This window comes from Halotolerantifilum yawarlongkerapense (assembly GCF_054506745.1).
This window is the reverse complement of sequence record NZ_CP199719.1, coordinates 783044-803312: the sequence shown is the minus strand read 5'-3', so window position 1 is coordinate 803312 and position 20269 is coordinate 783044. Positions and strand designations below refer to the sequence as shown.

General features: G+C 52.6%; 25 protein-coding genes. 18 read left to right on the top strand and 7 right to left on the bottom strand.

All coding sequences use genetic code 11. From position 1 onward, the window contains the following. The first annotated feature begins 30 nt into the window (after positions 1-30). The 6 genes from ACULM0_RS03935 to ACULM0_RS03910 all read left to right on the top strand — a co-directional run bounded on the left by ACULM0_RS03935 (position 31) and on the right by ACULM0_RS03910 (position 5647). Entirely contained in the window at positions 31-1299 is a 1269-nt protein-coding gene (locus ACULM0_RS03935) for a zinc-binding dehydrogenase (protein ID WP_463679166.1), read from the top strand. Beyond that, positions 1296-3059, top strand: a complete 1764-nt coding sequence (gene ptsP, locus ACULM0_RS03930) for a phosphoenolpyruvate--protein phosphotransferase (RefSeq protein WP_463679165.1) — start codon at positions 1296-1298, stop codon at positions 3057-3059. Before ACULM0_RS03935 ends, ptsP begins: the two co-directional genes overlap by 4 nt. After that, positions 3031-3291, top strand: coding sequence for an HPr family phosphocarrier protein (locus ACULM0_RS03925; RefSeq protein ID WP_463679164.1), 261 nt, complete (start codon positions 3031-3033; stop codon positions 3289-3291). Before ptsP ends, ACULM0_RS03925 begins: the two co-directional genes overlap by 29 nt. Before the next feature lie 12 nt (positions 3292-3303). Further along, positions 3304-4122, top strand: coding sequence for a transketolase (locus ACULM0_RS03920; protein WP_463679163.1), 819 nt, complete (start codon positions 3304-3306; stop codon positions 4120-4122). A gap of 2 nt (positions 4123-4124) precedes the next feature. Next, positions 4125-5102, top strand: a complete 978-nt coding sequence (locus ACULM0_RS03915; protein ID WP_463679847.1) for a transketolase family protein — start codon at positions 4125-4127, stop codon at positions 5100-5102. Positions 5103-5281: 179 nt separating this feature from the next. Then, positions 5282-5647 (top strand): cupin domain-containing protein, encoded by a 366-nt coding sequence (locus ACULM0_RS03910; RefSeq protein WP_463679162.1) that lies wholly within the window; start codon positions 5282-5284, stop codon positions 5645-5647. Positions 5648-5748: 101 nt separating this feature from the next. On the opposite strand, the gene ACULM0_RS03905 is transcribed toward ACULM0_RS03910, so the two are convergent. Together ACULM0_RS03905 and ACULM0_RS03900 are read right to left on the bottom strand one after the other, a co-directional pair. Then, positions 5749-6009 carry a Txe/YoeB family addiction module toxin gene (locus ACULM0_RS03905; RefSeq protein WP_463679161.1) on the bottom strand — a complete coding sequence of 87 codons (261 nt, stop codon included), beginning with the start codon at positions 6007-6009 and terminating at the stop codon, positions 5749-5751. Further along, positions 6010-6258: a type II toxin-antitoxin system Phd/YefM family antitoxin gene (locus tag ACULM0_RS03900; protein ID WP_463679160.1), complete on the bottom strand. Its 249-nt coding sequence runs from the start codon at positions 6256-6258 to the stop codon at positions 6010-6012. It abuts the gene before it with no gap. 248 nt (positions 6259-6506) lie between these two features. Between ACULM0_RS03900 and ACULM0_RS03895 the strand changes: the two genes are divergently transcribed. Together ACULM0_RS03895 and ACULM0_RS03890 are read left to right on the top strand one after the other, a co-directional pair. After that, positions 6507-7229, top strand: a complete 723-nt coding sequence (locus ACULM0_RS03895; RefSeq protein ID WP_463679159.1) for an ABC transporter ATP-binding protein — start codon at positions 6507-6509, stop codon at positions 7227-7229. Further along, positions 7229-7972, top strand: coding sequence for an ABC transporter permease (locus ACULM0_RS03890; RefSeq protein WP_463679158.1), 744 nt, complete (start codon positions 7229-7231; stop codon positions 7970-7972). The genes ACULM0_RS03895 and ACULM0_RS03890 overlap by 1 nt, the downstream gene beginning before the upstream one ends. 186 nt (positions 7973-8158) lie before the next feature. Here ACULM0_RS03890 and ACULM0_RS03885 read toward each other — a convergent pair whose 3' ends face one another. Continuing rightward, positions 8159-8518 (bottom strand): DUF8058 family membrane protein, encoded by a 360-nt coding sequence (locus ACULM0_RS03885; protein WP_463679157.1) that lies wholly within the window; start codon positions 8516-8518, stop codon positions 8159-8161. A 144-nt stretch (positions 8519-8662) separates the two neighbouring features. On the opposite strand from ACULM0_RS03885, the gene ACULM0_RS03880 reads away from it, so the two are divergent. From ACULM0_RS03880 to ACULM0_RS03870, 3 genes are read left to right on the top strand one after another with little or no spacing between them, the layout of a single operon-like run. Beyond that, a complete protein-coding gene (locus tag ACULM0_RS03880; RefSeq protein WP_463679156.1) occupies positions 8663-8998 on the top strand; it encodes a GNAT family N-acetyltransferase in 336 nt (111 codons plus the stop codon). Between the two features lie 13 nt (positions 8999-9011). Next, positions 9012-9893 (top strand): hypothetical protein, encoded by an 882-nt coding sequence (locus ACULM0_RS03875; RefSeq protein ID WP_463679155.1) that lies wholly within the window; start codon positions 9012-9014, stop codon positions 9891-9893. Next, positions 9893-10480 carry a hypothetical protein gene (locus ACULM0_RS03870; protein ID WP_463679154.1) on the top strand — a complete coding sequence of 196 codons (588 nt, stop codon included), beginning with the start codon at positions 9893-9895 and terminating at the stop codon, positions 10478-10480. The genes ACULM0_RS03875 and ACULM0_RS03870 overlap by 1 nt, the downstream gene beginning before the upstream one ends. Before the next feature lie 200 nt (positions 10481-10680). On the opposite strand, the gene ACULM0_RS03865 is transcribed toward ACULM0_RS03870, so the two are convergent. The 3 genes from ACULM0_RS03865 to ACULM0_RS03855 form a co-directional block, all read right to left on the bottom strand. Then, positions 10681-11001 carry a hypothetical protein gene (locus ACULM0_RS03865; protein ID WP_463679153.1) on the bottom strand — a complete coding sequence of 107 codons (321 nt, stop codon included), beginning with the start codon at positions 10999-11001 and terminating at the stop codon, positions 10681-10683. A 169-nt stretch (positions 11002-11170) separates the two neighbouring features. Next, the gene (locus tag ACULM0_RS03860) at positions 11171-11368 is read right to left on the bottom strand and encodes a flavodoxin family protein (RefSeq protein WP_463679152.1); all 198 of its coding nucleotides are present in this window, start codon (positions 11366-11368) and stop codon (positions 11171-11173) included. Continuing rightward, positions 11368-11790 (bottom strand): MarR family winged helix-turn-helix transcriptional regulator, encoded by a 423-nt coding sequence (locus ACULM0_RS03855; protein ID WP_463679151.1) that lies wholly within the window; start codon positions 11788-11790, stop codon positions 11368-11370. The genes ACULM0_RS03860 and ACULM0_RS03855 overlap by 1 nt, the downstream gene beginning before the upstream one ends. Positions 11791-11988: 198 nt before the next feature. On the opposite strand from ACULM0_RS03855, the gene ACULM0_RS03850 reads away from it, so the two are divergent. The 5 genes from ACULM0_RS03850 (at position 11989) to ACULM0_RS03830 (ending at position 15461) form a co-directional block, all read left to right on the top strand. After that, complete coding sequence (locus ACULM0_RS03850) at positions 11989-12171, top strand: hypothetical protein (RefSeq protein WP_463679150.1); 183 nt, start codon at positions 11989-11991, stop codon at positions 12169-12171. Between the two features lie 189 nt (positions 12172-12360). Beyond that, the gene (locus tag ACULM0_RS03845; RefSeq protein WP_463679149.1) at positions 12361-13800 is read left to right on the top strand and encodes an amidase family protein; all 1440 of its coding nucleotides are present in this window, start codon (positions 12361-12363) and stop codon (positions 13798-13800) included. Between the two features lie 216 nt (positions 13801-14016). After that, a complete protein-coding gene (locus ACULM0_RS03840; protein WP_463679148.1) occupies positions 14017-14478 on the top strand; it encodes a GyrI-like domain-containing protein in 462 nt (153 codons plus the stop codon). 69 nt (positions 14479-14547) lie between these two features. Beyond that, on the top strand, positions 14548-14919 hold the full coding sequence (locus ACULM0_RS03835) for a VOC family protein (RefSeq protein ID WP_463679147.1): 372 nt from the start codon (positions 14548-14550) through the stop codon (positions 14917-14919). A 35-nt stretch (positions 14920-14954) separates the two neighbouring features. Beyond that, positions 14955-15461, top strand: coding sequence for a hypothetical protein (locus ACULM0_RS03830; RefSeq protein ID WP_463679146.1), 507 nt, complete (start codon positions 14955-14957; stop codon positions 15459-15461). A gap of 439 nt (positions 15462-15900) precedes the next feature. Here ACULM0_RS03830 and ACULM0_RS03825 read toward each other — a convergent pair whose 3' ends face one another. Then, the gene (locus ACULM0_RS03825; protein WP_463679145.1) at positions 15901-18525 is read right to left on the bottom strand and encodes a zinc-ribbon domain-containing protein; all 2625 of its coding nucleotides are present in this window, start codon (positions 18523-18525) and stop codon (positions 15901-15903) included. 178 nt (positions 18526-18703) lie between these two features. On the opposite strand from ACULM0_RS03825, the gene ACULM0_RS03820 reads away from it, so the two are divergent. After that, positions 18704-19081 (top strand): hypothetical protein, encoded by a 378-nt coding sequence (locus ACULM0_RS03820; RefSeq protein ID WP_463679144.1) that lies wholly within the window; start codon positions 18704-18706, stop codon positions 19079-19081. Between the two features lie 31 nt (positions 19082-19112). Beyond that, a complete protein-coding gene (gene tnpB / locus ACULM0_RS03815; RefSeq protein WP_463679143.1) occupies positions 19113-20264 on the top strand; it encodes an IS200/IS605 family element RNA-guided endonuclease TnpB in 1152 nt (383 codons plus the stop codon). Positions 20265-20269: the final 5 nt, after the last annotated feature.

Here is a 20269-nt window from a genome sequence, read left to right as displayed (position 1 = left end):
GTCCATCGGAACCAGAAGGAGGAATGCAACGTGCGTACACGTACGGCATCATTATACGGAAAGAAAGACATTCGCATCAGGGAGTTTGATCTCCCGGAAATTGGACCCGAAGAACTGCTCGTCAAAGTGGTATCCAACAGCCTGTGCCTGTCCACCTACAAGGCGGCGATCCTTGGCGGGGACCACAAGCGTGTCCCGGAGACCATCGCCACGGAGCCAATCATCACGGGCCACGAGTGCGCCGGTGAAATCGTCGAAGTGGGCGAGAAGCTCAAAAGTCGCTTCAAACCCGGCGAGGGCTTTGTCTTACAACCGGCCATGGGCCTCGACAGTGGCTACTCCGCCGGCTACAGCTACGAGACCTTCGGTGGTAACGCTACCTATATGATCATTCCCAAGTTGGCCATCGATCTCGACTGCGTCCTGCCCATGACGGATGACTACTACGCCAACGCCTCACTATCCGAGCCCATGTCCTGCATCATCGGCGCTTACAACGCGAGCTACCACACCACCCCCTACATCTACGAGCACGACATGGGTATCAAGCCCGGCGGCCAACTGGCCCTCCTCGGTTGCGCGGGGCCCATGGGTATCGGCGCCATCGACTACGCCATCAACGGAAAGGTGAAACCCGCACGCGTTGTCGTCACAGATATCAACCAGGACCGACTAGACCGTGCCCAGCAGCTGATCACCGTGGAACAAGCGGCTGCCAAAGGTATAGAGCTCACCTACGTGAACACCTCGGGCGAAGGGGCCATCGACACCTTGATGGCGCTCTCTAGCGGCAAGGGTTACGATGACGTTTTCGTCTTTGCCCCGGTCGAACAGCTGCTCATACAGGGAGACGAGATCCTGGGCAACGACGGCTGCTTGAACTTTTTCGCCGGTCCCACGGACAAAAGATTCAAGGTACCCTTCAATTTCTACCATGTCCACTACTCCAGTACCCACCTCGTGGGGACTTCCGGCGGTTCTACGGGCGACATGGTTGAGTCCCTCGAGCTCTCGGCCAAAGAGGAGATCAATCCCTCCTACATGATCACCCACATCGGCGGACTGGGCGCTGCACCCGAAGCGATCCTCCACCTCAATGAGATCCCAGGCGGGAAGAAGATCATCTACCCCCACATCGAGATGGACCTCACGGCCATCGATGACTTCAAGGCTCTCGGCGAGAACGACCCCTTCTTCAAAAAACTGGCCCAAATCATCGAAGAGAACAAGGGTATCTGGTGCAAAGAAGCGGAAGCCTACCTGCTCGAGCAGATGAGTCCTCAGGGTGATCTGGCATGACGCCACAGGACAAACACCTGATCGGTACCGCCGCCTCCCAGGGCATCGGTATCGGTAGGGCCGTGATCTACGATAACCAGCGGGTGAAGGTCATCGACCGACTCATCGAGAAAAAGGAAGAGGAAGTGGCGCGTGTGGAGCGCGCCGTCGAGGAGGCCGCCGAGGCCGTAGAGGCCCTCTACGAGACCACGCGTAACACCCTCGGTGAAGAGGAGGCCGCCATTTTCGAGGCCCACAAGTGGATGCTTCTCGATCCTGAGTGGAACACCGGCATCCGGGACCAGATTCTTCAAGAGGAGAAGTGCGCAGAAGTGGCCGTCGACCGGACCACCGCCACCTTTGTGGAGATGCTCAGCGCCCTGGATGATCCTTACCTTCGAGCCAGGGCTGCCGACCTGCAGGATGTCAGCGAGCGTGTGCTCAAGATCCTCCTCAAGATCGAGACCGTGGATCTGCGTAGTCTCCAAGGCCCCGCGATCCTCGTGGCTGACGATCTGCACCCCTCGGATACCATCGCCCTCAATCCCGAGGCAATCGAGGGAATCGTCACCCGCCTGGGGAGCGAGACCTCCCACAGTGCTATCATCGCCCGGTCCCTCGGGATCCCTGCGGTGATGGGTGTTGACAATCTCCTCGGTAGCGTTGAGATGGATCAACTGATGATCGTCGACGGCGATGAGGGAAAGGTCCTCGTCGATCCACCGGAAGACATCCACACCACCTACCGCGAGAAGATGAGAGAGCAAGAAGCCTTCCGAACGGGACTCGAGGTCTTCCGCGGCAAAAGGACACAAACCTTTGACGGAAAGAAAGTCGAGCTGGTCTGTAACATCGGCCGCGTGGAGGATACAGGTCTCGTCGGCCAAGAAGACGGCGAGGGTATCGGCCTCTTTAGAAGCGAGTTCGTCTACTTCGACCGGGCCAAAGCACCCGATGAAGCGGAACAGTACGCCATCTACAAAGCGGTTCTCGAGGGTGTCGAGGGAAAACCCGTGATCATCCGGACCCTGGACGCCGGCGGCGACAAGGATATCGCCTACCTGAACCTACCCCAGGAGATGAATCCCTTCCTCGGTTACCGGGCTATCCGCGTGTGTCTGGAGCGGAAGGATCTTTTCAAGACCCAACTTCGGGCCATCCTCAGGGCCAGCGCCCACGGGAAGGCCAAGATCATGTTCCCCATGATCAGCACCCTGACCGAACTAGTCGAGGCGAAGGCCATTCTACAGGAAGCAAGAGAAGAGTTAACATCCGAAGGCATCCCCTTCGATCCGGATCTCGAGGTCGGTATCATGATCGAGATCCCATCGGCGGCAATCATCGCCGATCAACTGGCGGCACAAGTCGATTTTTTCAGCATAGGCACGAATGACCTCACGCAATATACCATGGCCGCCGATCGCATGAACCCCGCTGTCAAAGGACTCTACAAACCCCATCAACCTGCTGTGATCCGCCTGATCGATCGCGTCATCAGCGCGGGACACGACGCCGGTATCTGGGTGGGCATGTGCGGTGAAGCCGCCGCCAGCCCTATAATGATCCCGCTGCTCGTCGCCATGGGACTCGACGAGTTCAGCGTATCGGCATCTAGCATCCTCAAGACCCGCTGGATGCTCTCGCGGTTCGACCGCAATTCATCGAAAGTGCTCCTCGAGGAGGTCCTCCGTTTGGACTCCGCCGAGGCGATTGAAAAGACTGTACAAAAGTATCTAAAGGAGAAGGGTATCCATGGAAAAGAAGATCATGATTCTATCTGAATCGGGACTGCACGCCAGACCGGCGAGCCAGTTTGTCAAAGAAGCGAGCAAGATGACCTCGGAGGTCTTCTTAATCAAAGACGGTAAAGAGTACAACGGCAAAAGCATGATGAGCATCTTGGGCCTCGGGGCCAAGAAGGGGACAGAGTTGACCCTGCGCGTACCGGGTGCCGAGACAGAGATGGAAGCCTTCGGCACCCTCTGCGCCCTACTGGAATCTTCCGCAGAATAGGAGACAGGAGATATGAAAGATAGGGAGTTGCAATCAGTAGCACAGCAGATTCGCCGGGATATTGTGGAGATGATTCACGTGGCAGGTTCCGGCCATCCCGGCGGATCGCTGTCTGCCGTGGAAATTCTGACGACCCTGTACTTTGACACCATGGACATCGATCCAAAAGAGCCGGATCGAAGCCTAGGTGACCGCTTCGTCTTGTCCAAGGGACACGCGGCACCGGCCCTCTACGCTACCCTGGCCCGGCGCGGTTACTTCAATCCCGAGATCCTAGGGACCCTCAGGAAGATGGGATCGATTCTGCAGGGACATCCCGACATGAAAAAGGTGCCCGGCGTGGACTTTTCCACGGGATCATTGGGACAGGGCTTCTCTGGAGCTGTGGGCATGGCCCTGGCAAGTCGGTTAGACGCCTCTGATAAAAAAATCTACGCACTGCTCGGTGATGGAGAGCTAAACGAGGGCATCGTATGGGAAGCGGCCATGGCCGCCGCGCACTACGGTCTGTCCAATCTGGTGGCCATCGTGGACCACAACGGTCTGCAGATCGATGGATCCAATGACGAGGTGATGAGCCTGGGTCCCTTGGCGAACAAGTGGACTAGCTTCGGCTGGCACGTGATCCCGGTGAACGGGCACGATCCAGCGGCGCTGATCCATGCGTTCCGCTCGGCGGAAGCCGTCGACAGCCCTGTGGTCCTCATTGCAGAAACGATCAAGGGCAAAGGCGTTTCCTTCATGGAAGACCAGGCGGGCTGGCACGGCAAGGCCCCGAATGCGGAGGAACTGTCCAAGGCCCTAGCAGAACTAGGGGGTGATCAGTCGTGAACATGGCCACACGAGAAGCCTATGGAAGCTTTTTAGCCACCTATGCCAAGGACCACCAGGACATCGTGGTCCTCGATGCAGACCTATCAAAATCCACGAAAACGGCGTCCTTCGAAGCGGTCTGTCCCGAGCGTTTCTTCAACATGGGGATCGCTGAGCAAAACCTGATGGGTGTCTCCGCCGGCATGGCAGCGGCGGGTAAGATTCCCTTCGTCAGCACCTTTGCCATGTTCGCGGCGGGCAGAGCCTTCGAGATCCTGCGAAACTCCGTGTGCTACCCCAAGCTCAACGTGAAGGTCTGCGCGACCCACGCAGGACTGACCGTGGGACCCGACGGTGCCTCCCACCAGACGGTGGAGGATCTGGCCCTCATGCGAGCCCTTCCCAACCTGACGGTACTCAATCCCGCCGATGGAACCAGCGCCCAGACCCTGTTGAAAGCAGCCGCTGAGATGGAAGGACCCGTGTACGTGCGATTGGGCCGGGCCAGCGTGCCCCTCTGCTATGATGAGGAGGAGACCTTTACCATCGGCAAGGCCAAGGTGCTTAAAGAAGGTACGGAGGCCACCATCATCGCCACGGGCATCATGGTGAACGAAGCCCTGAAAGCGGCTGAGGCCCTCTCCGAGGAAGGAATCGAGGTCCACGTCCTCGATATGCACACCCTCAAGCCCCTTGATCAGGAAGCCATTGAAAAGGCTGCAATTATGACTGGCGCCGTCGTTACCGCCGAGGAGCACTCGGTGATCGGTGGTCTTGGTAGCGCTGTGGCCGAGGTCTTGGCAGAAAGCCATCCGGTGCCCTTGAAGCGCGTCGGCATTCAGGATACCTTCGGAGAATCGGGCGATCCTGATGAGCTGCTCGAGGCCTACGGTCTCACGGCGTCAGATATCGTGCGAGCGGTGAAAGAAACCGTGGCTCGCAAGCGAGCCATCTCAAAAAGCCCCGGCAGTGAAGTGGAAAACATGAAAATCGGATAATAATCACGGCGGGCCAAAGTGCCCGTCTTTTTAGTGCCCCTTTGTTAGTGGAGCAACCACCCGATTTGTCTGAGACGCGTTCTTAAATGCGGAGGTTTCATACTGCTAGTAAAAAGATTCTGGTACAATCTAAGGAGAGTGCGCAGGTCATGGCCTATGAACAAAAGGGGGATTGCATAATGAAAATCAAGGGAAATATCTATACGTTGTTCAAAAAGGTGACCGACTTCTGGTCACCCAAGGTTGTTGCGGATGTCAACGACGACTATGTCAAGATCGCCAAGTTCAAGGGCGAGCTCCTTTGGCACGATCACGCGGAGGAAGATGAGATGTTTTTCGTGATCAAAGGAAGCTTCGTTCTGCATCTGGAGGAGGAAAGTGCCCATTTGGAGGAGGGGGACTTTTACGTGGTCAAAAAGGGGATCCGGCACAAGCCGGTAGCAGAAGAGGAGTGCTGGGTCATGCTGGTGGAAAAGAAAGAGACAAAGCATACCGGTGATGAGGTTACGCCGGCAACAAAATCCATCGAAGAACAGTTGGGATAGGAACTCTACCTGAGATGACATCGGAAAGGTGAAGAAGAGCTGGTCAATGAGACCAGTCCCTCCATCATCTAGAAAACCCCTGGAATTTTCCAGGGGTTTGATCATTCATAATGTGACCACATACGCAGAACTTTGACAAGACGAGCTTCCTGATCGACTGTGTATACCAAACGATGCTTGATGTTAATCCTTCGAGAATACATCCCTTCTAAGTCCCCGACTAATTTTTCGTAACTAGGAGGATTTGCATAGGGGTTCTTTTTCAACAAGTCAACTAGATTTTTCGCTTTGTTCGATAGTCCCGCTGATTTTAACTTCTCGATATCTTTAACGGCTTTTTTCGAAAGGATTACCTTGTACATCTACCACTTAACCTCAGCAGAGTCAATGAAATCTTCCTCGGGCGCATTTTTCGCTTCGATTAAACTTTCTTTCATACCCGGTATAGAAGAAATATACAATGTTTCAATGAGACTGTTGTAGTCTTCTTCACTAAGGATGACAGCATTTCCTTCTTTTGTATACACGTGGATCGGTTCATTGAACTTAATCGTCTGACTGATGATGTTGTAAATGTCTTTTCTTAGGTTGGATATACTGAACGTAGACATAGCATCACCTCCTAATGTCATTATACCGTACTGAATAACGTACGTCTACTCTTATATCATTAGCTTGTCGCTATTCTTTTCTCTGGAGCTACTGGAAGACATAAGAGATTAGCTTCAGTTTGATCATCCGCATCCTCCTATACGTCCTATTTCTTAACTCCGAAAAGCTCCATTGACTCTCCCGTCGGGGGAGCCTTCATACTGAAAACAGTGATAGGTCATAGGAATCAGAAAGGGAGTGGAAAAGCATGACGACATCAGTCTTAGCGGTCAAAGGACTCAGAAAAACTTATGGAGAAAAGGTAGCGGTAAAGGGTCTGGACTTCCAGGTGGAGAAGGGACAGATCTTTGGACTCCTCGGACCGAACGGTGCCGGGAAGACGACGACCATTGAGTGTATCCTCGGCACGAAAGCGCGCGACCAAGGGGAGGTCGAGCTGCTCGGTCGTGGGGTGGGTCCCCACGACAAGAACCTTTACGAGCACGTGGGTGTGCAGTTTCAACAGGACTTTTTTCCCGATCGCATACGCCTGGGGGAAATGTGCCGGATGATTGCGGCGCTTTATCGAAATCCGATTGACTACAGGGCTCAGCTCCAGCGATTTGGTCTCGAGTCCTTCGTGGACCAAGAGGTCGCAAAGTTGTCCGGAGGAGAGCGCCAGAAGCTATCGGTGCTGCTCGCCATGATCAATCGGCCGGAGGTGGTTTTTCTCGATGAACTTACCACCGGCATGGATCCGAGGGCCCGCAGGGAAATCTGGTCCCTGCTTAAGGAGGAGAACGAAAGGGGACTGACGATCATTCTGACCTCCCACTACATGGACGAAGTGGCCCACCTGTGCGATGAGATCCTCCTGATTGACCGGGGGGAGAAACGGATCTCGGGGACTGTGGGCGAAATCCTGGAGGCATCCGGGAAGGCGTCATTGGAAGAAGCTTATCTGCACTTCACAAAGGAGGGGAAGGAATAATGAAATCATTTACCACCTTATTTCGTATCGAATGGAAACTCACGGTCAGGGATTTTTCGGGCATCCTCTTCGGGGTCATGATTCCGGTGGGACTCTTGTGGCTCCTGGGTTTTCTCTACGGACATGGCACAATCATGATCGAGGGTGTTCCCCCCTTTGAGCGGGCAGTACCGGCGGTCCTGACCATCGGGATTTGTGCGACGGGTTTGATGGGGATTCCCCTGGGCCTTTCCGCCTACCGGGAGAAGCAGGTGCTCCAGCGTTTTCAGGTGACGCCGAGCTCGCCGATGCTGCTTTTGGCCGTGCAGTTTTTCACCCACCTGTCGATCGCCCTCATATCCTCGGGCCTCGTCCTGGTCTCGGCCGTGGTCGGTTTCGGGTACGAGCTCGCCGGCCCGGTGCTTCCCTTTGTTCTGATTTACTTCCTCGTGACCTTCAGTCTCTACACCCTGGGGCTCATGGTCGCCAGTGTCGCCAGGAACGTACAGATGGCCAATCTACTGGCCACGCTCCTCTACTTTCCCATGTTCTTTCTATCGGGTGCCACGGTACCCTTTCACATGATGCCCGGTTGGTTACAGCATGTATCGCGGGCCATGCCCTTGACGCATGGAATTGAGCTTTTGACCTCCGTGTCCCTCGACCAGATGGACCAAGTGGCCCTTTCATCCATCGCCTACCTCCTGATTCTGGGGATCCTGTCGCTCATCACCTCCGTACGCACCTTCAAGTATACCTATTGAAAAGAAACCGCCTACCTTCCAACTCTGTGGAAGGTAGGCGGTTTTACTTTGGCGTTGAAGGAAAAGCGAAGACATTATTATTGCATGTGCCTTAAATCTCGTCTCGAGAGGCAACTTGCCAACCGTGTATGTTATGCTGAGAATAAGCGTCACCATGTTGCCTACGTCGGCAGTTCGAGCCAGGCCTTATACAGTGCTCTTCATGATCCGTCTCGTGTTGTCGATAGAAAAGTAGAGAAGAACCGCAAAAAAGGCGACGAATGGCCAGTCACCGGACTGAGCGAAGTAGCCGGCGCTGTTGACGACGGTATAGGCCAGCATCCCCTGAGCAAAAACGGCTAGGTAAGATACCTTCGGTCGATTCTTATGAAGAAGAATCGCAGATCCTATCAGGGTGAGTGCGGTGATCCCCTCGATCGTGATGTGAAACAGAATGCTGAGGGGTTCGGATTGGAGTTCGGGCACATTCTCGGTCATGAGAAAAAAGACCCACTGGATGATTATGGAGATACCTATGATCAGGGAGGAGAGCACGACGCTACGCATGGGACATTTCCTCCTTTCGAGAAAAGAAAGAGAAGTTTTCATCTAATCATTTCATACCACAGGATCTAAAGTTAATGCATTGTAGAGCAAGCATAAGATTTCCTATGGGGAAGTAATGAGTCAAAAATAAAGGTGGAATCCATCATGCTAATTCTTCGCAGCTATCGAGACCAAGAGAAGCTCATGGACATGATCGAAGCCCTCTATCGGAAGGACCAGATGGTCGGTTACGCTTTGATCGTTTCCTTTTGGAGCAACGAGCACGGGGGTAGGATGCTTTCGGTTGACGAGCTGTACGTGAAGGAAACGTTTAGAGGCCGGGGGATCGGGAGTGCTTTTTTAGATCAGCTCGAAGAGAGGGAAGACTGCGTGGCCATTATTCTGGAGGTGACTCCTACAAACAAAGGGGCACGGAATCTGTACATGAACCGGGGTTACACACCATCGCAGAATAGACATCTGAGAAAAAAACGAAGGTAAAGGACGTGCGCAGATGACGATCAACCAGAAACTTTTCAAAACAATCCTCATCATCGTGGGGGTCCTGATGGTCTCGGGCATCGCCGTGGTGATGACCTTGACCTTGGATGAGCCCGTGTTCTTCTCCCACTACTACGATCTAGGTGTTCCACGGGACTTGATCCAGGGGCAGAGGACCTCCTTCCGACTGCAGTACATCAGCAACAGCCAGGACACGCGAAGGGTGACGGCCGTGGTCTTCGACGATCAACCGGACATACAGATCCACGCGACGAAATACCCGGGAAGCGACGTCTTTTCTTGGAACGCCGAGCCCCAGGAGAGCGGGGAGGTTTACGGCCGCTACCGCGTGCATACGGTGCACTGCGAGCTCGTGGGCGCACCCGACACTGCAACGATCGATGGCATCCAGCTTTCAAAGGCTCTTATCCAGTTCAACGATGGGAGCCAGATGAGGGCTGACCTCGGAAGCATTCACCTCTACCTGCGGGAGGCACACCATGCACCGCTCGACCATCGGTCATCCTCCGGATCCTCCGACGGAACGAGTGAGACTCTGTACAAGGTAGAGGAGAATCTGCAACTGCGATCGATCGAAGGGACTCTCTTCTCTCAGATGGCCGATCGAATCCACCTGGAGGTAAACGGTCGACCCGCAGAAGTAGCCGGCGGCATGCGGCTCGAGAAGGGAGACAGACTGCGGCTGACCGCAAAGATCCCACCGACTGAGGAGTCGAGCGAAGCGTACATCCTCTTCGATGTTCAACCGCTGATCACCCTTGTCGATGAACAGGGTAGGGATTACGCCCAGCGGGTCTATAACCTCAACAGCCTGTACCACAATTACGATTTCTATCGACTCTACCAATATCTGAAAGAACAGGGGGTATACTAATGGCCGAAGGATACAGACGCATTTTTTGGGGAATTCTTGTAGCGACTTTTAACATCTCGGTTGGGCCTCTGAGGATTTTGCCGGCTTTCGTGGGATGGCTCATGGTCATGAGCGGCCTTTCTAGGTTTGAGGAGAGCCTAGAGGAACAGGAGTATGCAGTCATCAGAAAGAAATCGCTGGTACTCGTGCTCTTGAGCCTAGGGGGCGCAATCTTGTCCCTCGCGGGTTACGGTGAACTTGGACATCAGCCGATCCTTCTGTTCTTGCCACTGATCGTCATGATCGCAGAACTTGTGGTCTTTCATGGGATCTTGGATCTTTCTGTTGAAGTGCTTAAGAGGGACCAATACTTGGAACAAGCAGAGGTATTGATTGTAAAGGATAGGACCTACCTGGTCCTGATAGGCCTGTCCCTGGTCTTCCTTGTAATCTCGTTGACCTTCGGTCATCGTGCTGCGAGCATCATTGCGGCCATCTTAGGGATTGGCTCGAGAATCTACCTGTTGGTCACGATGAGTTATCTTAGGAAGGTGAGCGAAGGGCAGGAGACGCTTGAGAGGCATGTCGCTCAGGGAAGGACCAAGTGAAAGCAAGGGAATCACGCTCGATCTCAAGCCCTGAAAAGGTATAGAGTGGAGAGGGCTACAGATCGGCGACTTTTAAACGAAGGTCGTTGTCAGCCCTTTCCCTCGAGGAAGTTTTGCTAGGATTAGTTTCTTCAAGCTATTGATGAATGAACGTCCGCACACTCCTGACTTCAGTCGTGAGTGTGCGGACGTTGTTCTTTTCATGGGTTCAGACGACCGTCTAGATACCCGACAAAGGGACCAAGAACCAGGGCCATTGAAAGCATGGGAAGAAAGTCCTTAGGATTGATTGTATAGATAACCATGACCAGTGGTAGCATGTTAAAAGTTGACAGCACCAAACCGTTGAGCATAGCGTTCTTAAGCAGCGTAACATGGGCAATGAAAAAGCTAGTGATAATCCAAAATGCCATGATCGATAGCATATTGAGAAGTGGAACACCAACTATCAATAGTGGGATCAAGTCGATTAACCCCGCGATTAAACCGATGGCGAGGGCGGTTAAGTTTTTTCTTTTCATCCTATTACCTCCTGATCTTAAAGCTCCAAGTTATGATGAACTCTGTGGGGCGTGATTCTTTTCCCTTTGTACGCAATGGCATTTGCTGGACAGTTGTGGATAAAACGTGTGCAAAGGATGCAACGCCTGTAAAATTTCTTTTCTTTGAACTTCCGCAGAAGTTGAACCATTAGATGAGCTTATGGGGCATAGTACCTGCATAAATTGCACCACCGACTATGAGAACATCGTGATCTTCAAAATAGGCAATGTTCTCTATAGATGAGATGTCAACAACATGCCCCATGTTTTCTAAATGTTTCTTGTAACCGAATCCAATGTTCTTGGTGTTTCCGGTTCCGCTGAAATAAACAATTGCGACTCTCATTAGAGAGCCTGCAGGTTCTTAGAAATCTTCGACAAAGTCAAAACGGTTAGTTCTAGTTCATCTTGATCTACTCCTGATGTCATAGCATGATGAAGCGCAATAAAGGCAGTCATTACTTCACTCTTAACGAGTCTTCCTTGAGCGGAGAGTTGATATTGTTTTGAGTGTTCAGAGACTTGTTCTAAATAATTTTTTTCCACTAGTTTCTTAACATTTCTACTGATGTTTCCTTTATCTATGTCCAGTAGCTTTACGAGTTCTTTCTGTGAGAAACTACTATTGTCATGTGCATAGAAAAGCATCAAAACGTGCAGTTGTCCCATTCCGATTCCAAAGGGTTTGAGTTCTTTCTCGACTTTTGATTTGATCTCTTTGTATACTGCTACGACTAAGTCTCCAATTTGCTCAGGTGCATGAGTCATGTGATCCTCCTGTTTCTGTTGTTGAAAGTTGTGCGCACAACGCATATGATAATTATACAACCTACGGCGTTGTGTGCGCAACCACATTTTATAAATGGTCGAAAAAAGTTCACTTCAAGTTGATAGTAGCGTCTAAGAAATGATCGTGCAGAAGAAGCCGAGACCCTGATCAAGAAGAATCGAACCTATGTCATTCTGATGGGCGCTTCCCTGATTCTGATCATCGGCGCACTGACCTTCGGCCATCGGGGGGTCATTTTTTTCTCCGCCATCCTGGGGATTGCCTCCAGAATCTACCTGCTGGTGACCATAAGCCACCTGAGGAAAGGCTACGAGGGATCGGAGGACCCCAAGGGAGATGTCGCTCGGGAAAAGCTCTAGTAAAAGGAAAAGGGCGCCGAGTCATTGCGGTTATAAGGTTATAGCCGACCGATTTCTATTCTGCAAGCGACAGTTTGCACCTCCGCTTTAACACAGGGATTTTTTCTGTGCTTTTTTCGGGTGTTTGGGGTAAAGAATAGGAGAATGGTAATTTGGTGGCTTTTGGATCAGGAGAGAGGGGCGTGTGACATGGATACATCATTCGATCGCTTTGTAAAGGAGCAGGTGGAGAAACAAAAGTTGAACCGAGATCCGGTTGAAGCACTTCCTTTGGATTTCACTCCCTTTGAAACAGCACTGGCGTCCTTTGAGCCGGAGACCGTGGGCCCTTGGGTGGAGGGAAAATCCATCGATTCGATGCAAAGGGCAATAGCGGACGGTCACCTGACCTATGAAACCCTCTGTCTGTACTATCTCTCCCGGATTCGGTCGGAGAAGAATATCCATCGTAGTCTGATCCGCCTTGCCCCGGATGCTCTGAGTAGAGCAAGAGAAGCGGACCAGCAGAAAGGGGAAAGGGGGCCCCTCCACGGCCTGCCCATCGTGGTCAAGGACAACATCGGTACGGGGAAAGAACTGCCCACCACGGCAGGGTCCGTCCTGCTCAAGGACCTGCCGGTGAAGAAAAGTCCCTTGGTCGAGAAAATTGAGACGTCAGGCGCCTATGTGCTGGCCAAGACCAATCTGTCCGAATGGGCCTTTTACATGAGCACCGATGGCGTCTGCGGTTTTTCCAGCATGGGTGGTCAGACCATGCACGCCACCGGATCCTACGAGGCCGGCGGATCGAGCACGGGCACGGCCGTGGCCCTGGCGCTGGGTCTGGCACCGCTGGGCATCGGCACGGAAACCAACGGCTCAATTCTGTATCCGGCCGGTCAAAATGGTGTGGTGGGGTTCTATCCCGCCCGTGGGACCTGGCCGGCAGAAGGGATCCTTCCCATCAGCCACCACCTGGACACACCGGGCCCCATGGCCAAGGACGTCAGCGATGCCAGGTCCTTCGCCGAGGTCATCTCAGGCCCTTTCGAGAGGTTGGAGGGAACGAAGGTTGTGGTCTTCGATCCGCCCGCTGAGGAGTGGGGACGCGGGTCCGACCCGGAGCTGATCGAACAGGCGGCGTCATTTCTCCAGGACCAAGGCATAGCCATCGAACGAAAACCTTTCCCGGAAAGTGCCTACAGCATCTCCCTATCTCCTGTGCTCGAGGGGGATTTTGCCGCGGACGTGAATGCGTTTTTCACCGATCAAATCGATGGACCGGTGGCTCTGGATTTTGAGTCCATCGTCAATGCCTATCGAACCGATGCAGCGCATATGGCTCCCTACGGTATGGATCTGCTCGAGCAAGCCCTCGACCCTAAGCTTTCAGGCGGAGAGGTGGACCGATTGGCCAAGGTCATGGCCGACCGCGCCAAGGGGATCCTGGACGACATCCTGGCCGGTGGCGGCGTCTGCCTGGGGATCAACAGCCAGCTATCGAATATCTATGCGGCCTGCGGCTATCCGAGCCTGGTGGTGCCCGGCGGATGCCGGGAGGATGGCGAGCCCTACGGCATTGCCATCACCGCAAGGCCCGGGGAAGAGGACCGGCTCTTTCAGATCGGGACTTTGATCGAAAAGGTATGATGAAGCGAAGGCCAAATAGGACTGGTCGCGAACAGTTTCGTTTTCGTTTCTCTACAGTATTGAAGAAGCGGTCCTTTCGGCTCGTTTCTTTCGATTGCTTATGATTCTTAAGATCTCCCTCTGCTTAGCGTGAGAACCGGCGGGTATCATGGTAGTACTGATGATCAACGGAGAACTTCTCAGTTCTGGGGGAGTTCAAGAGGAAGGAAGGTTGCTATGGGGTACACATGCAAAGAGACGACAATCGAAGAGCAAAGGACCATTTCGGTTCGAACGCGGTGTGCAGTTACCGAGCTGCCCGATACGATCGGGAGGGTCTACGGTAAGATCATGGAGCACCTGGGAAGCGTCGGCAAGTTCCCGAGCGGCGTGCCCTATATCGGTTACTTTAACATGGACATGGAGGATCTGGACGTGGAAATCGGTTTTCCCGTCGATGGAGAGGTCCCCGAGACAGAGTCGATCAAAATGACCAGCATCCCGGCCGGCAGATACGCTGAAACGATCCACTCTGGTCCTTACGATCAGTTGGATCAGGCCTATGGCGCGTTGATGGCCTGGATGCAAGAGACGGGCCAAGACGGGACGGGCGTTGCTTATGAATTCTACCTGAATGACCCCGACGAAGTAGAACCGGAAAAACTCCAGACGGATATTCTGTTCCAGCTAAAAGAGTGATCTGCCCCTGCATGTCAAGATAGCGTCATAGTCGGTCTGAAACGCGGCAAGTGATGATGGGAGGTAACCATGCAACTAGGCGCATTTTCAATCAGCCTTTCGGTTAAGGATCTTAAGGTCTCCAGGACCTTTTACGAGAAATTAGGTTTCGAGATGATCGGCGGGGACATGGAGCATGACTACGTGATCATGAAAAACGGCGATGCCATCGTCGGTCTGTTCCAGGGGATGTTCGAGAAGAATATCCTGACCTTTAATCCCGGTTGGGACCAAGAGGCGAGCGAACTGCAAGCCTTCGAAGATGTTCGTGCCCTTCACGAGAAGATCAAGGCAAGTGGCATTGAGACCGAACAGGAGTCCCTCGAGGAAGAAAAAGGACCGGGTAGCTTCGTCATGGTAGATCCCGACGGTAACCCGATCCTGGTCGATCAACACATCTAGTCTGTGATAGGGTTTGAAAGGAGATGTGTGAAACCATGAAGGATATGAACAAGCACTCGCATCGAGTGGTCATGACAATTCTAATCGTCGCAATAGGTATTGCAACCTACATGGGTTTTCAGCTAACAGACTCCTTTTCAAATGAGGACGTGTTCGGTGAAATCCAGTTGTTACATGAAGGAGAAGTATCTGTTGGGAATGTCGTTCCCATGGTGTTCCTCGTCCCCGATCCATATGACGACCTTCACAAGGAAATGTGGGATTGTTACCAAACAATCAACGGGGAACGTGATGATAGAATGAACTATATGATTGAGTACACCGAGCTGTTAGATTTCTATTCAGAAGAGGAAATCGCATCGCTTTTCTTTGGTTCGCCTGTTCCAATTCAATCTGATGAAAATACTGATGATCGCTACACACCAAGGATTGCATTGTTTACGCCACGAGAACCTGGTGCTTATGTCATTTCAGTTGCAGGTTACTACAGATCTACCTCTCCCTCTGAGTACGGCACTCTCGAAGTTATCGTTCAAGAATAATCACCTGATGTACATGAGAAAGGCCCCCGAATTTCGGGGGCCTTTTCTATGTGGAGCGCCCGATATGGGGCAAGCTAACGGGGGAAAGTCTCGAGCACATCCTGGTAGTGGGCAGTGCACAGATCAAAGCAAGCATGTCACAGATGACGTGGAATCTGAAGAAGGCCGGCGGCAAATCTCAGACGGTTGTAAAAAATCACCGATGACAGTGGTACTCTCAGAGCTAGAATATTCCAAAATGAGAAAAGGCCACAGGCAAGCAACCGGTAGCCAAATCTTAAGCTGCAGTATCGTAAATGACAGACTAAGAGAAGTTGGATCTCTGTTCTTTTCTGATTGCTGCATAACTGTAAGAGCATAAATCTGTGGAACCGATGTATAGTGAACGATAGTGTGGGGGGTATAGAGAATTACTCGATTCACCCTCTTACCGGATCACTTACTGGCTATTGATTAGTGCCTCTTGGTAGATGCGGTAATTCACATTCATCTGGTTGTACGCTTTGTCTTTGTCCCCACCTTCCGGAAGAGACTCCCAAAGTTGCTTAGCGCGAACGTAATCCACGAAGGCACGATCTGACGGTGACATCGCATCGTATTGTGCTTGTGTAAGACCGGAGAAATCTGGCTCGTTGTAACTATCTGAAACGTATTCATCTTCAGAAATGTCTTCTTCTACAGTTTCTCCTCCAGCGTTACTCGCCTCATAAAGAGCGATGACCACCTGAGAAGCTACACGTTCACCGTTCTCTTCCCAGCCTCCATCGATGTAGAGGAAGTCCTCCTGCCAGTTTCCTGATGTCCCAGCCATGTTCACGTCATTTTGTACCGAGGATATGAAACGGTCGTAGGATGCCTGAAGCGCCTGTAACGCTTCGCTGTCCTGGCGCCCCATAAAGGGTTCGATTTCCTTGAAAAAAAGCTGGAGGGCATTCGACAGACGGTCTTCGCGAGAAAGTATTGCCAGATTGTTTTCTCCCGGACCATCATTAGAAGCCACGGTCCCGGTATTCTCCTCCAGCCCTTGATTTTCTTCGATGAACTCCTCTTCTTCAACATACTCTTCTTCCTCGGGAAGCATCGGAGCCTCGAGGGAGAAGCGCGCCACACCATCCCATCCCTGGCGGAACTCGATGGCGTGGGTGAGGGTGGTGCTTTCACCCTCCGGTGGCACTTGCGTGATCCGCACCCGGTCCGGCATGCCCAGGGCGATGAAATCGCCGCGGCGCATGCTGAAGTAAGCCACATCGTTGCCCGTGTAGGGATTCTCCAGTGCATAGGGCTCGGCGATGGAGACGACGTTGTCACCGTCAAGCAGTTCCGACTTGATCATGGCGTCCGGTGTACCGCCGGATAGGGCTACGGTAATCTCCAGGTGTCCTTCTAAGTAGTTCAGGGCACGGTGCTCAGCGGCGACCTTCTGCTTGATGAACTGATTGCGCAGATTCTTCTCCACGGTGGTGATCACCGGCTGCAGGGTGGCGATCAGCATCTCGCGGTGAGCCCGCTCGAGCTGCTGTTTCTTTTCCTCTGTGAAACCGGCCTCAAAGGCCCAGCCGTGACCCTGGAGCTCTGCCTGGAGCTCGGCCACAGCGCCCTCGTCATTCCAGATGAGGGAAGTATAGGCATCGATCTCGGCTTCCATGCGGTTTTTCATTTCCTCTTGGCTGGTGGAGGTGTTGGCGATCTGCCACATGACGTTGTACCATTCCCTGGGCCGGCGGTAATTCCGCTGGTAGTAGGTCCGGTAGATGTCTTCCAGCATACTTTCCCGCAGGGCCTGGGCTTCGGAACCCAGGGCATTCAGGGAGTAGTCGATGAAAAAGATCCCGACACCGGCCACATTGAGCGCGGCGCTGCCCCACTGGGCGATGGCATAGTTCATGAAGCCCTTGATCGAGTTGAAGGTGGCCGATTCGTAGTCGCCGTCGTTAATCTCGACCATTACCTGGGTCAGAGTGGTGACGACACCCAGTCCCTTCATCAGGTCTCCGGTATTTCCCATGCCGGAGAATTTCAGGACCTCATCGGAGATGGTTACCCCGCTACCGGTAAAGCCGTACAGGTTCATGGCCCGGCTCCAACCCAGCCGTTCGAGATCTTCCATGTTGGTGCTGTTCGCAGCCTGTTTTGTCAGCGCCTGGATTTCAGGTGACTCGTCGGCAAAAAGCGTGGGCCTCACTTTTCTCACTGAGGTCTCCACCAGGGTGATCTTGGTCAGGTGGTCCAGGTAGAGTCGGACGTAACCATCGTGGACCTCGGTGATGACGGGTTTCCAAGTACCGGTACTTTCGTCGAGGTACTTGGCCTCCAGCATCTCTTCGGGCGTTCCGCCTTCTACCTCGGAGGGATTGTAGGGAATATCGATCTCCAGAAAGCCGTCGAAGCTGTGGTGATCGCCCAGGGTGATGTCGTAGGTGCCGTGTACCTTGGTGATCTCACCATCGACCTCGGGTGCCTCTGACGATGGCGCGATCACCAGCTCCTCCTCTTCCGTTAGGGTGAAGGCCGGTAGCTTCACGCTCACCCCGATCTCCGTGGATAAGAGCTGCTCTTCATCCGAGGCCATCGCGGCAACCCGCTGCGTGTCGAAGCCCACTGGTGAGGCGATGCTCATCACGAGCATCGCGAAGATCAGCACAGAACTGATCAGGCCCCTGAGAAAGACCCGTCCGCGGTTACGCTTCCCGAGTTCCTTCCAGAAAAGGGCTTTTTTCGGCAGAATCAGCCCGTAGAGCGTCCAGCCCACGGTCACGAGCAACATGCCCGTGAGTGGGACCAGCAGGTGGGCTCTGAAGACGAAGAGCAGGCCGAAGACCAAGAGAAAGAAAAGAAGCTCCTTAGAAATGCTCCGCCGTTTTCTCGGTTTCTCCGTCTCTTTTTCATTTTTATGTATGGGCGCTTCCTTCTTCAAAGGGTTTTGTGGTTCTACTTTTGTCTGTACAACCGCCTGAGGTGCGCTGGTTTCAATCTCCTGCACCGGCTTTCCGCAGTGCTGGCAGAACCGGTCTTTCGCCCCAACGGGTTTGCCGCAGTGCACGCAAAAATGAGCTTTTTTCGCCATGATAACCCCCTCCTCTATTATGTAACTATGATACACGATTATCCACTGGGATGGAACCACATTCATGGTTTTAGGGGCGAGAGATGTTGACGGATGGCGGTTCATGCGAGTTCAACTCATTTGTGTGTGTGGTATAATCGATAGAGGAAACGATCTTTACATGAAGGGTGGGGTGGCCATGGAACGAAAGGGCAAAGAGTTGTTGCGAGAACTATTGAAGGATGCCGACGATTTCGCGACATTCAAACGTATCGCGTGTCCACCGATTTATTTGCTCGGTGGTTCCGCATGTATACTGGGAGGTTATCTGGAGAGGGCTACCTTTGACCTGGATTTCATCGATATTGGATACAAGGCGTCGGCGGGGAAAGTCTTCCGCCTCTTCGACCGTTTCGACATGTTGGACCTCTACGTGACCCCTGTGGCAGAAGGGTTCGAGCAGCGTGCTGCCCTTCTCGAAGGCTTCTCTACGACACCACAGCGAGAGTGCCCTCTACTTCAGTTGAGGGGTGAATCGCTGGACTTTGACCTTGTACTTTTGATAAACTGTTTATGAACATATTTTCTTCTAGAGCGGAGGTGGTTTTTTGTTAAAACATAAGGCGTACAAGTTCAGAATCTATCCTGACAACGCTCAAAAGGAGCAGATCGCAAAGACAATCGGCTGTAGTCGATACATCTTCAATCACTTCCTTCACGAGTGGGAAACTGCCTACAAAACCACCGGCAAAGGGCTAACTAAGACTATTTGCTCAGGTCAACTGCCTTCCCTCAAGAAAGAACTACCTTGGCTAAAGGAACCCGATGCCATCGCTCTTCAAGCATCCATTGAAAACCTTCAAGATGCCTACACGCGGTTTTTCAAAGGGGAATCAAAACATCCTCGTTTCAAGAGCAAGAAAAACCCCGTCCAGTCCTACAAAACGAAATTCTCCCACAACAATATCGAAGTCAAAGGCAATCGCCTCAAACTCCCGAAACTAGGTTGGGTGAAGTTTGCCAAAAGTCGCGAGGTTGAAGGTCGAATTATCAATGCTACCATCCGTCGAAATGCTGCGAACAAGCATTTTGTTTCGATTCTTTGCGAAGTCGACATTGAGCCTTTAAAAAAGACGGGTTCTTCTGTTGGGATCGACCTCGGACTGAAAGATTTCGCTATTCTTTCCGATGGAACGGTCTACGACAACCCCAACTTCTTCCGCTCGCTAGAGAAAAAACTAGCTAAAGAACAGCGCATTCTTTCTCGCAGAAAAGAAAGGGCGAAAAAAGAGGGGCGAAAACTGTCCGAGGCGAAGAATTATCAGAAGCAAAAGCGAAAGGTTTCTCTTCTTCATGAGAAAATCAAGAACAAACGCGAAGACTATCTGCACAAACTTTCTACCGATATCGTCAAAAACCACGACGTGATCGGGCTAGAAGATCTTCACGTAAAAGGCATGGTGAAAAACAAAAAGCTTTCGAAGGCAATCTCCGAGGCAAGCTGGGGACTTTTCCGCGAATTGCTTGAGTACAAAGCAGACTGGTATGGAAAAACCGTAGTAAAAGTTGCTCGGAACTACCCTTCAAGCCAGCTCTGTTCATCATGCGGATACAGAAACAAAGCCGTTAAGGATCTCTCCGTGAGAACGTGGGCATGCCCTGAATGTGGCACCACTCACGACAGAGACATCAACGCAAGCATGAATCTTAAAACTGAAGCCTTACGGCTTCTAACCGTGGGGACCACGGGGCTAGCCTAGTAAAC

Bases quoted from the DNA above. Each gene is read 5' to 3' on its own strand.
- ACULM0_RS03835 (WP_463679147.1), top strand. From the start codon at position 14,548: ATGCAACTAGGCGCATTTTCAATCAGCCTTTCGGTTAAGGATCTTAAG.
- ACULM0_RS03820 (WP_463679144.1), top strand. From the start codon at position 18,704: ATGGAACGAAAGGGCAAAGAGTTGTTGCGAGAACTATTGAAGGATGCC.
- ACULM0_RS03925 (WP_463679164.1), top strand. From the start codon at position 3,031: ATGGAAAAGAAGATCATGATTCTATCTGAATCGGGACTGCACGCCAGA.
- ACULM0_RS03865 (WP_463679153.1), bottom strand. From the start codon at position 11,001: ATGAAAAGAAAAAACTTAACCGCCCTCGCCATCGGTTTAATCGCGGGG.
- ACULM0_RS03870 (WP_463679154.1), top strand. From the start codon at position 9,893: ATGGCCGAAGGATACAGACGCATTTTTTGGGGAATTCTTGTAGCGACT.
- ACULM0_RS03875 (WP_463679155.1), top strand. From the start codon at position 9,012: ATGACGATCAACCAGAAACTTTTCAAAACAATCCTCATCATCGTGGGG.
- ptsP (WP_463679165.1), top strand. From the start codon at position 1,296: ATGACGCCACAGGACAAACACCTGATCGGTACCGCCGCCTCCCAGGGC.
- ACULM0_RS03845 (WP_463679149.1), top strand. From the start codon at position 12,361: ATGGATACATCATTCGATCGCTTTGTAAAGGAGCAGGTGGAGAAACAA.
- ACULM0_RS03895 (WP_463679159.1), top strand. From the start codon at position 6,507: ATGACGACATCAGTCTTAGCGGTCAAAGGACTCAGAAAAACTTATGGA.
- ACULM0_RS03915 (WP_463679847.1), top strand. From the start codon at position 4,125: ATGGCCACACGAGAAGCCTATGGAAGCTTTTTAGCCACCTATGCCAAG.
- ACULM0_RS03920 (WP_463679163.1), top strand. From the start codon at position 3,304: ATGAAAGATAGGGAGTTGCAATCAGTAGCACAGCAGATTCGCCGGGAT.
- ACULM0_RS03830 (WP_463679146.1), top strand. From the start codon at position 14,955: ATGAAGGATATGAACAAGCACTCGCATCGAGTGGTCATGACAATTCTA.
- ACULM0_RS03880 (WP_463679156.1), top strand. From the start codon at position 8,663: ATGCTAATTCTTCGCAGCTATCGAGACCAAGAGAAGCTCATGGACATG.
- ACULM0_RS03850 (WP_463679150.1), top strand. From the start codon at position 11,989: ATGGGCGCTTCCCTGATTCTGATCATCGGCGCACTGACCTTCGGCCAT.
- ACULM0_RS03855 (WP_463679151.1), bottom strand. From the start codon at position 11,790: ATGACTCATGCACCTGAGCAAATTGGAGACTTAGTCGTAGCAGTATAC.
- ACULM0_RS03825 (WP_463679145.1), bottom strand. From the start codon at position 18,525: ATGGCGAAAAAAGCTCATTTTTGCGTGCACTGCGGCAAACCCGTTGGG.
- ACULM0_RS03890 (WP_463679158.1), top strand. From the start codon at position 7,229: ATGAAATCATTTACCACCTTATTTCGTATCGAATGGAAACTCACGGTC.
- ACULM0_RS03885 (WP_463679157.1), bottom strand. From the start codon at position 8,518: ATGCGTAGCGTCGTGCTCTCCTCCCTGATCATAGGTATCTCCATAATC.
- ACULM0_RS03905 (WP_463679161.1), bottom strand. From the start codon at position 6,009: ATGTACAAGGTAATCCTTTCGAAAAAAGCCGTTAAAGATATCGAGAAG.
- ACULM0_RS03840 (WP_463679148.1), top strand. From the start codon at position 14,017: ATGGGGTACACATGCAAAGAGACGACAATCGAAGAGCAAAGGACCATT.
- ACULM0_RS03900 (WP_463679160.1), bottom strand. From the start codon at position 6,258: ATGTCTACGTTCAGTATATCCAACCTAAGAAAAGACATTTACAACATC.
- ACULM0_RS03860 (WP_463679152.1), bottom strand. From the start codon at position 11,368: ATGAGAGTCGCAATTGTTTATTTCAGCGGAACCGGAAACACCAAGAAC.
- ACULM0_RS03910 (WP_463679162.1), top strand. From the start codon at position 5,282: ATGAAAATCAAGGGAAATATCTATACGTTGTTCAAAAAGGTGACCGAC.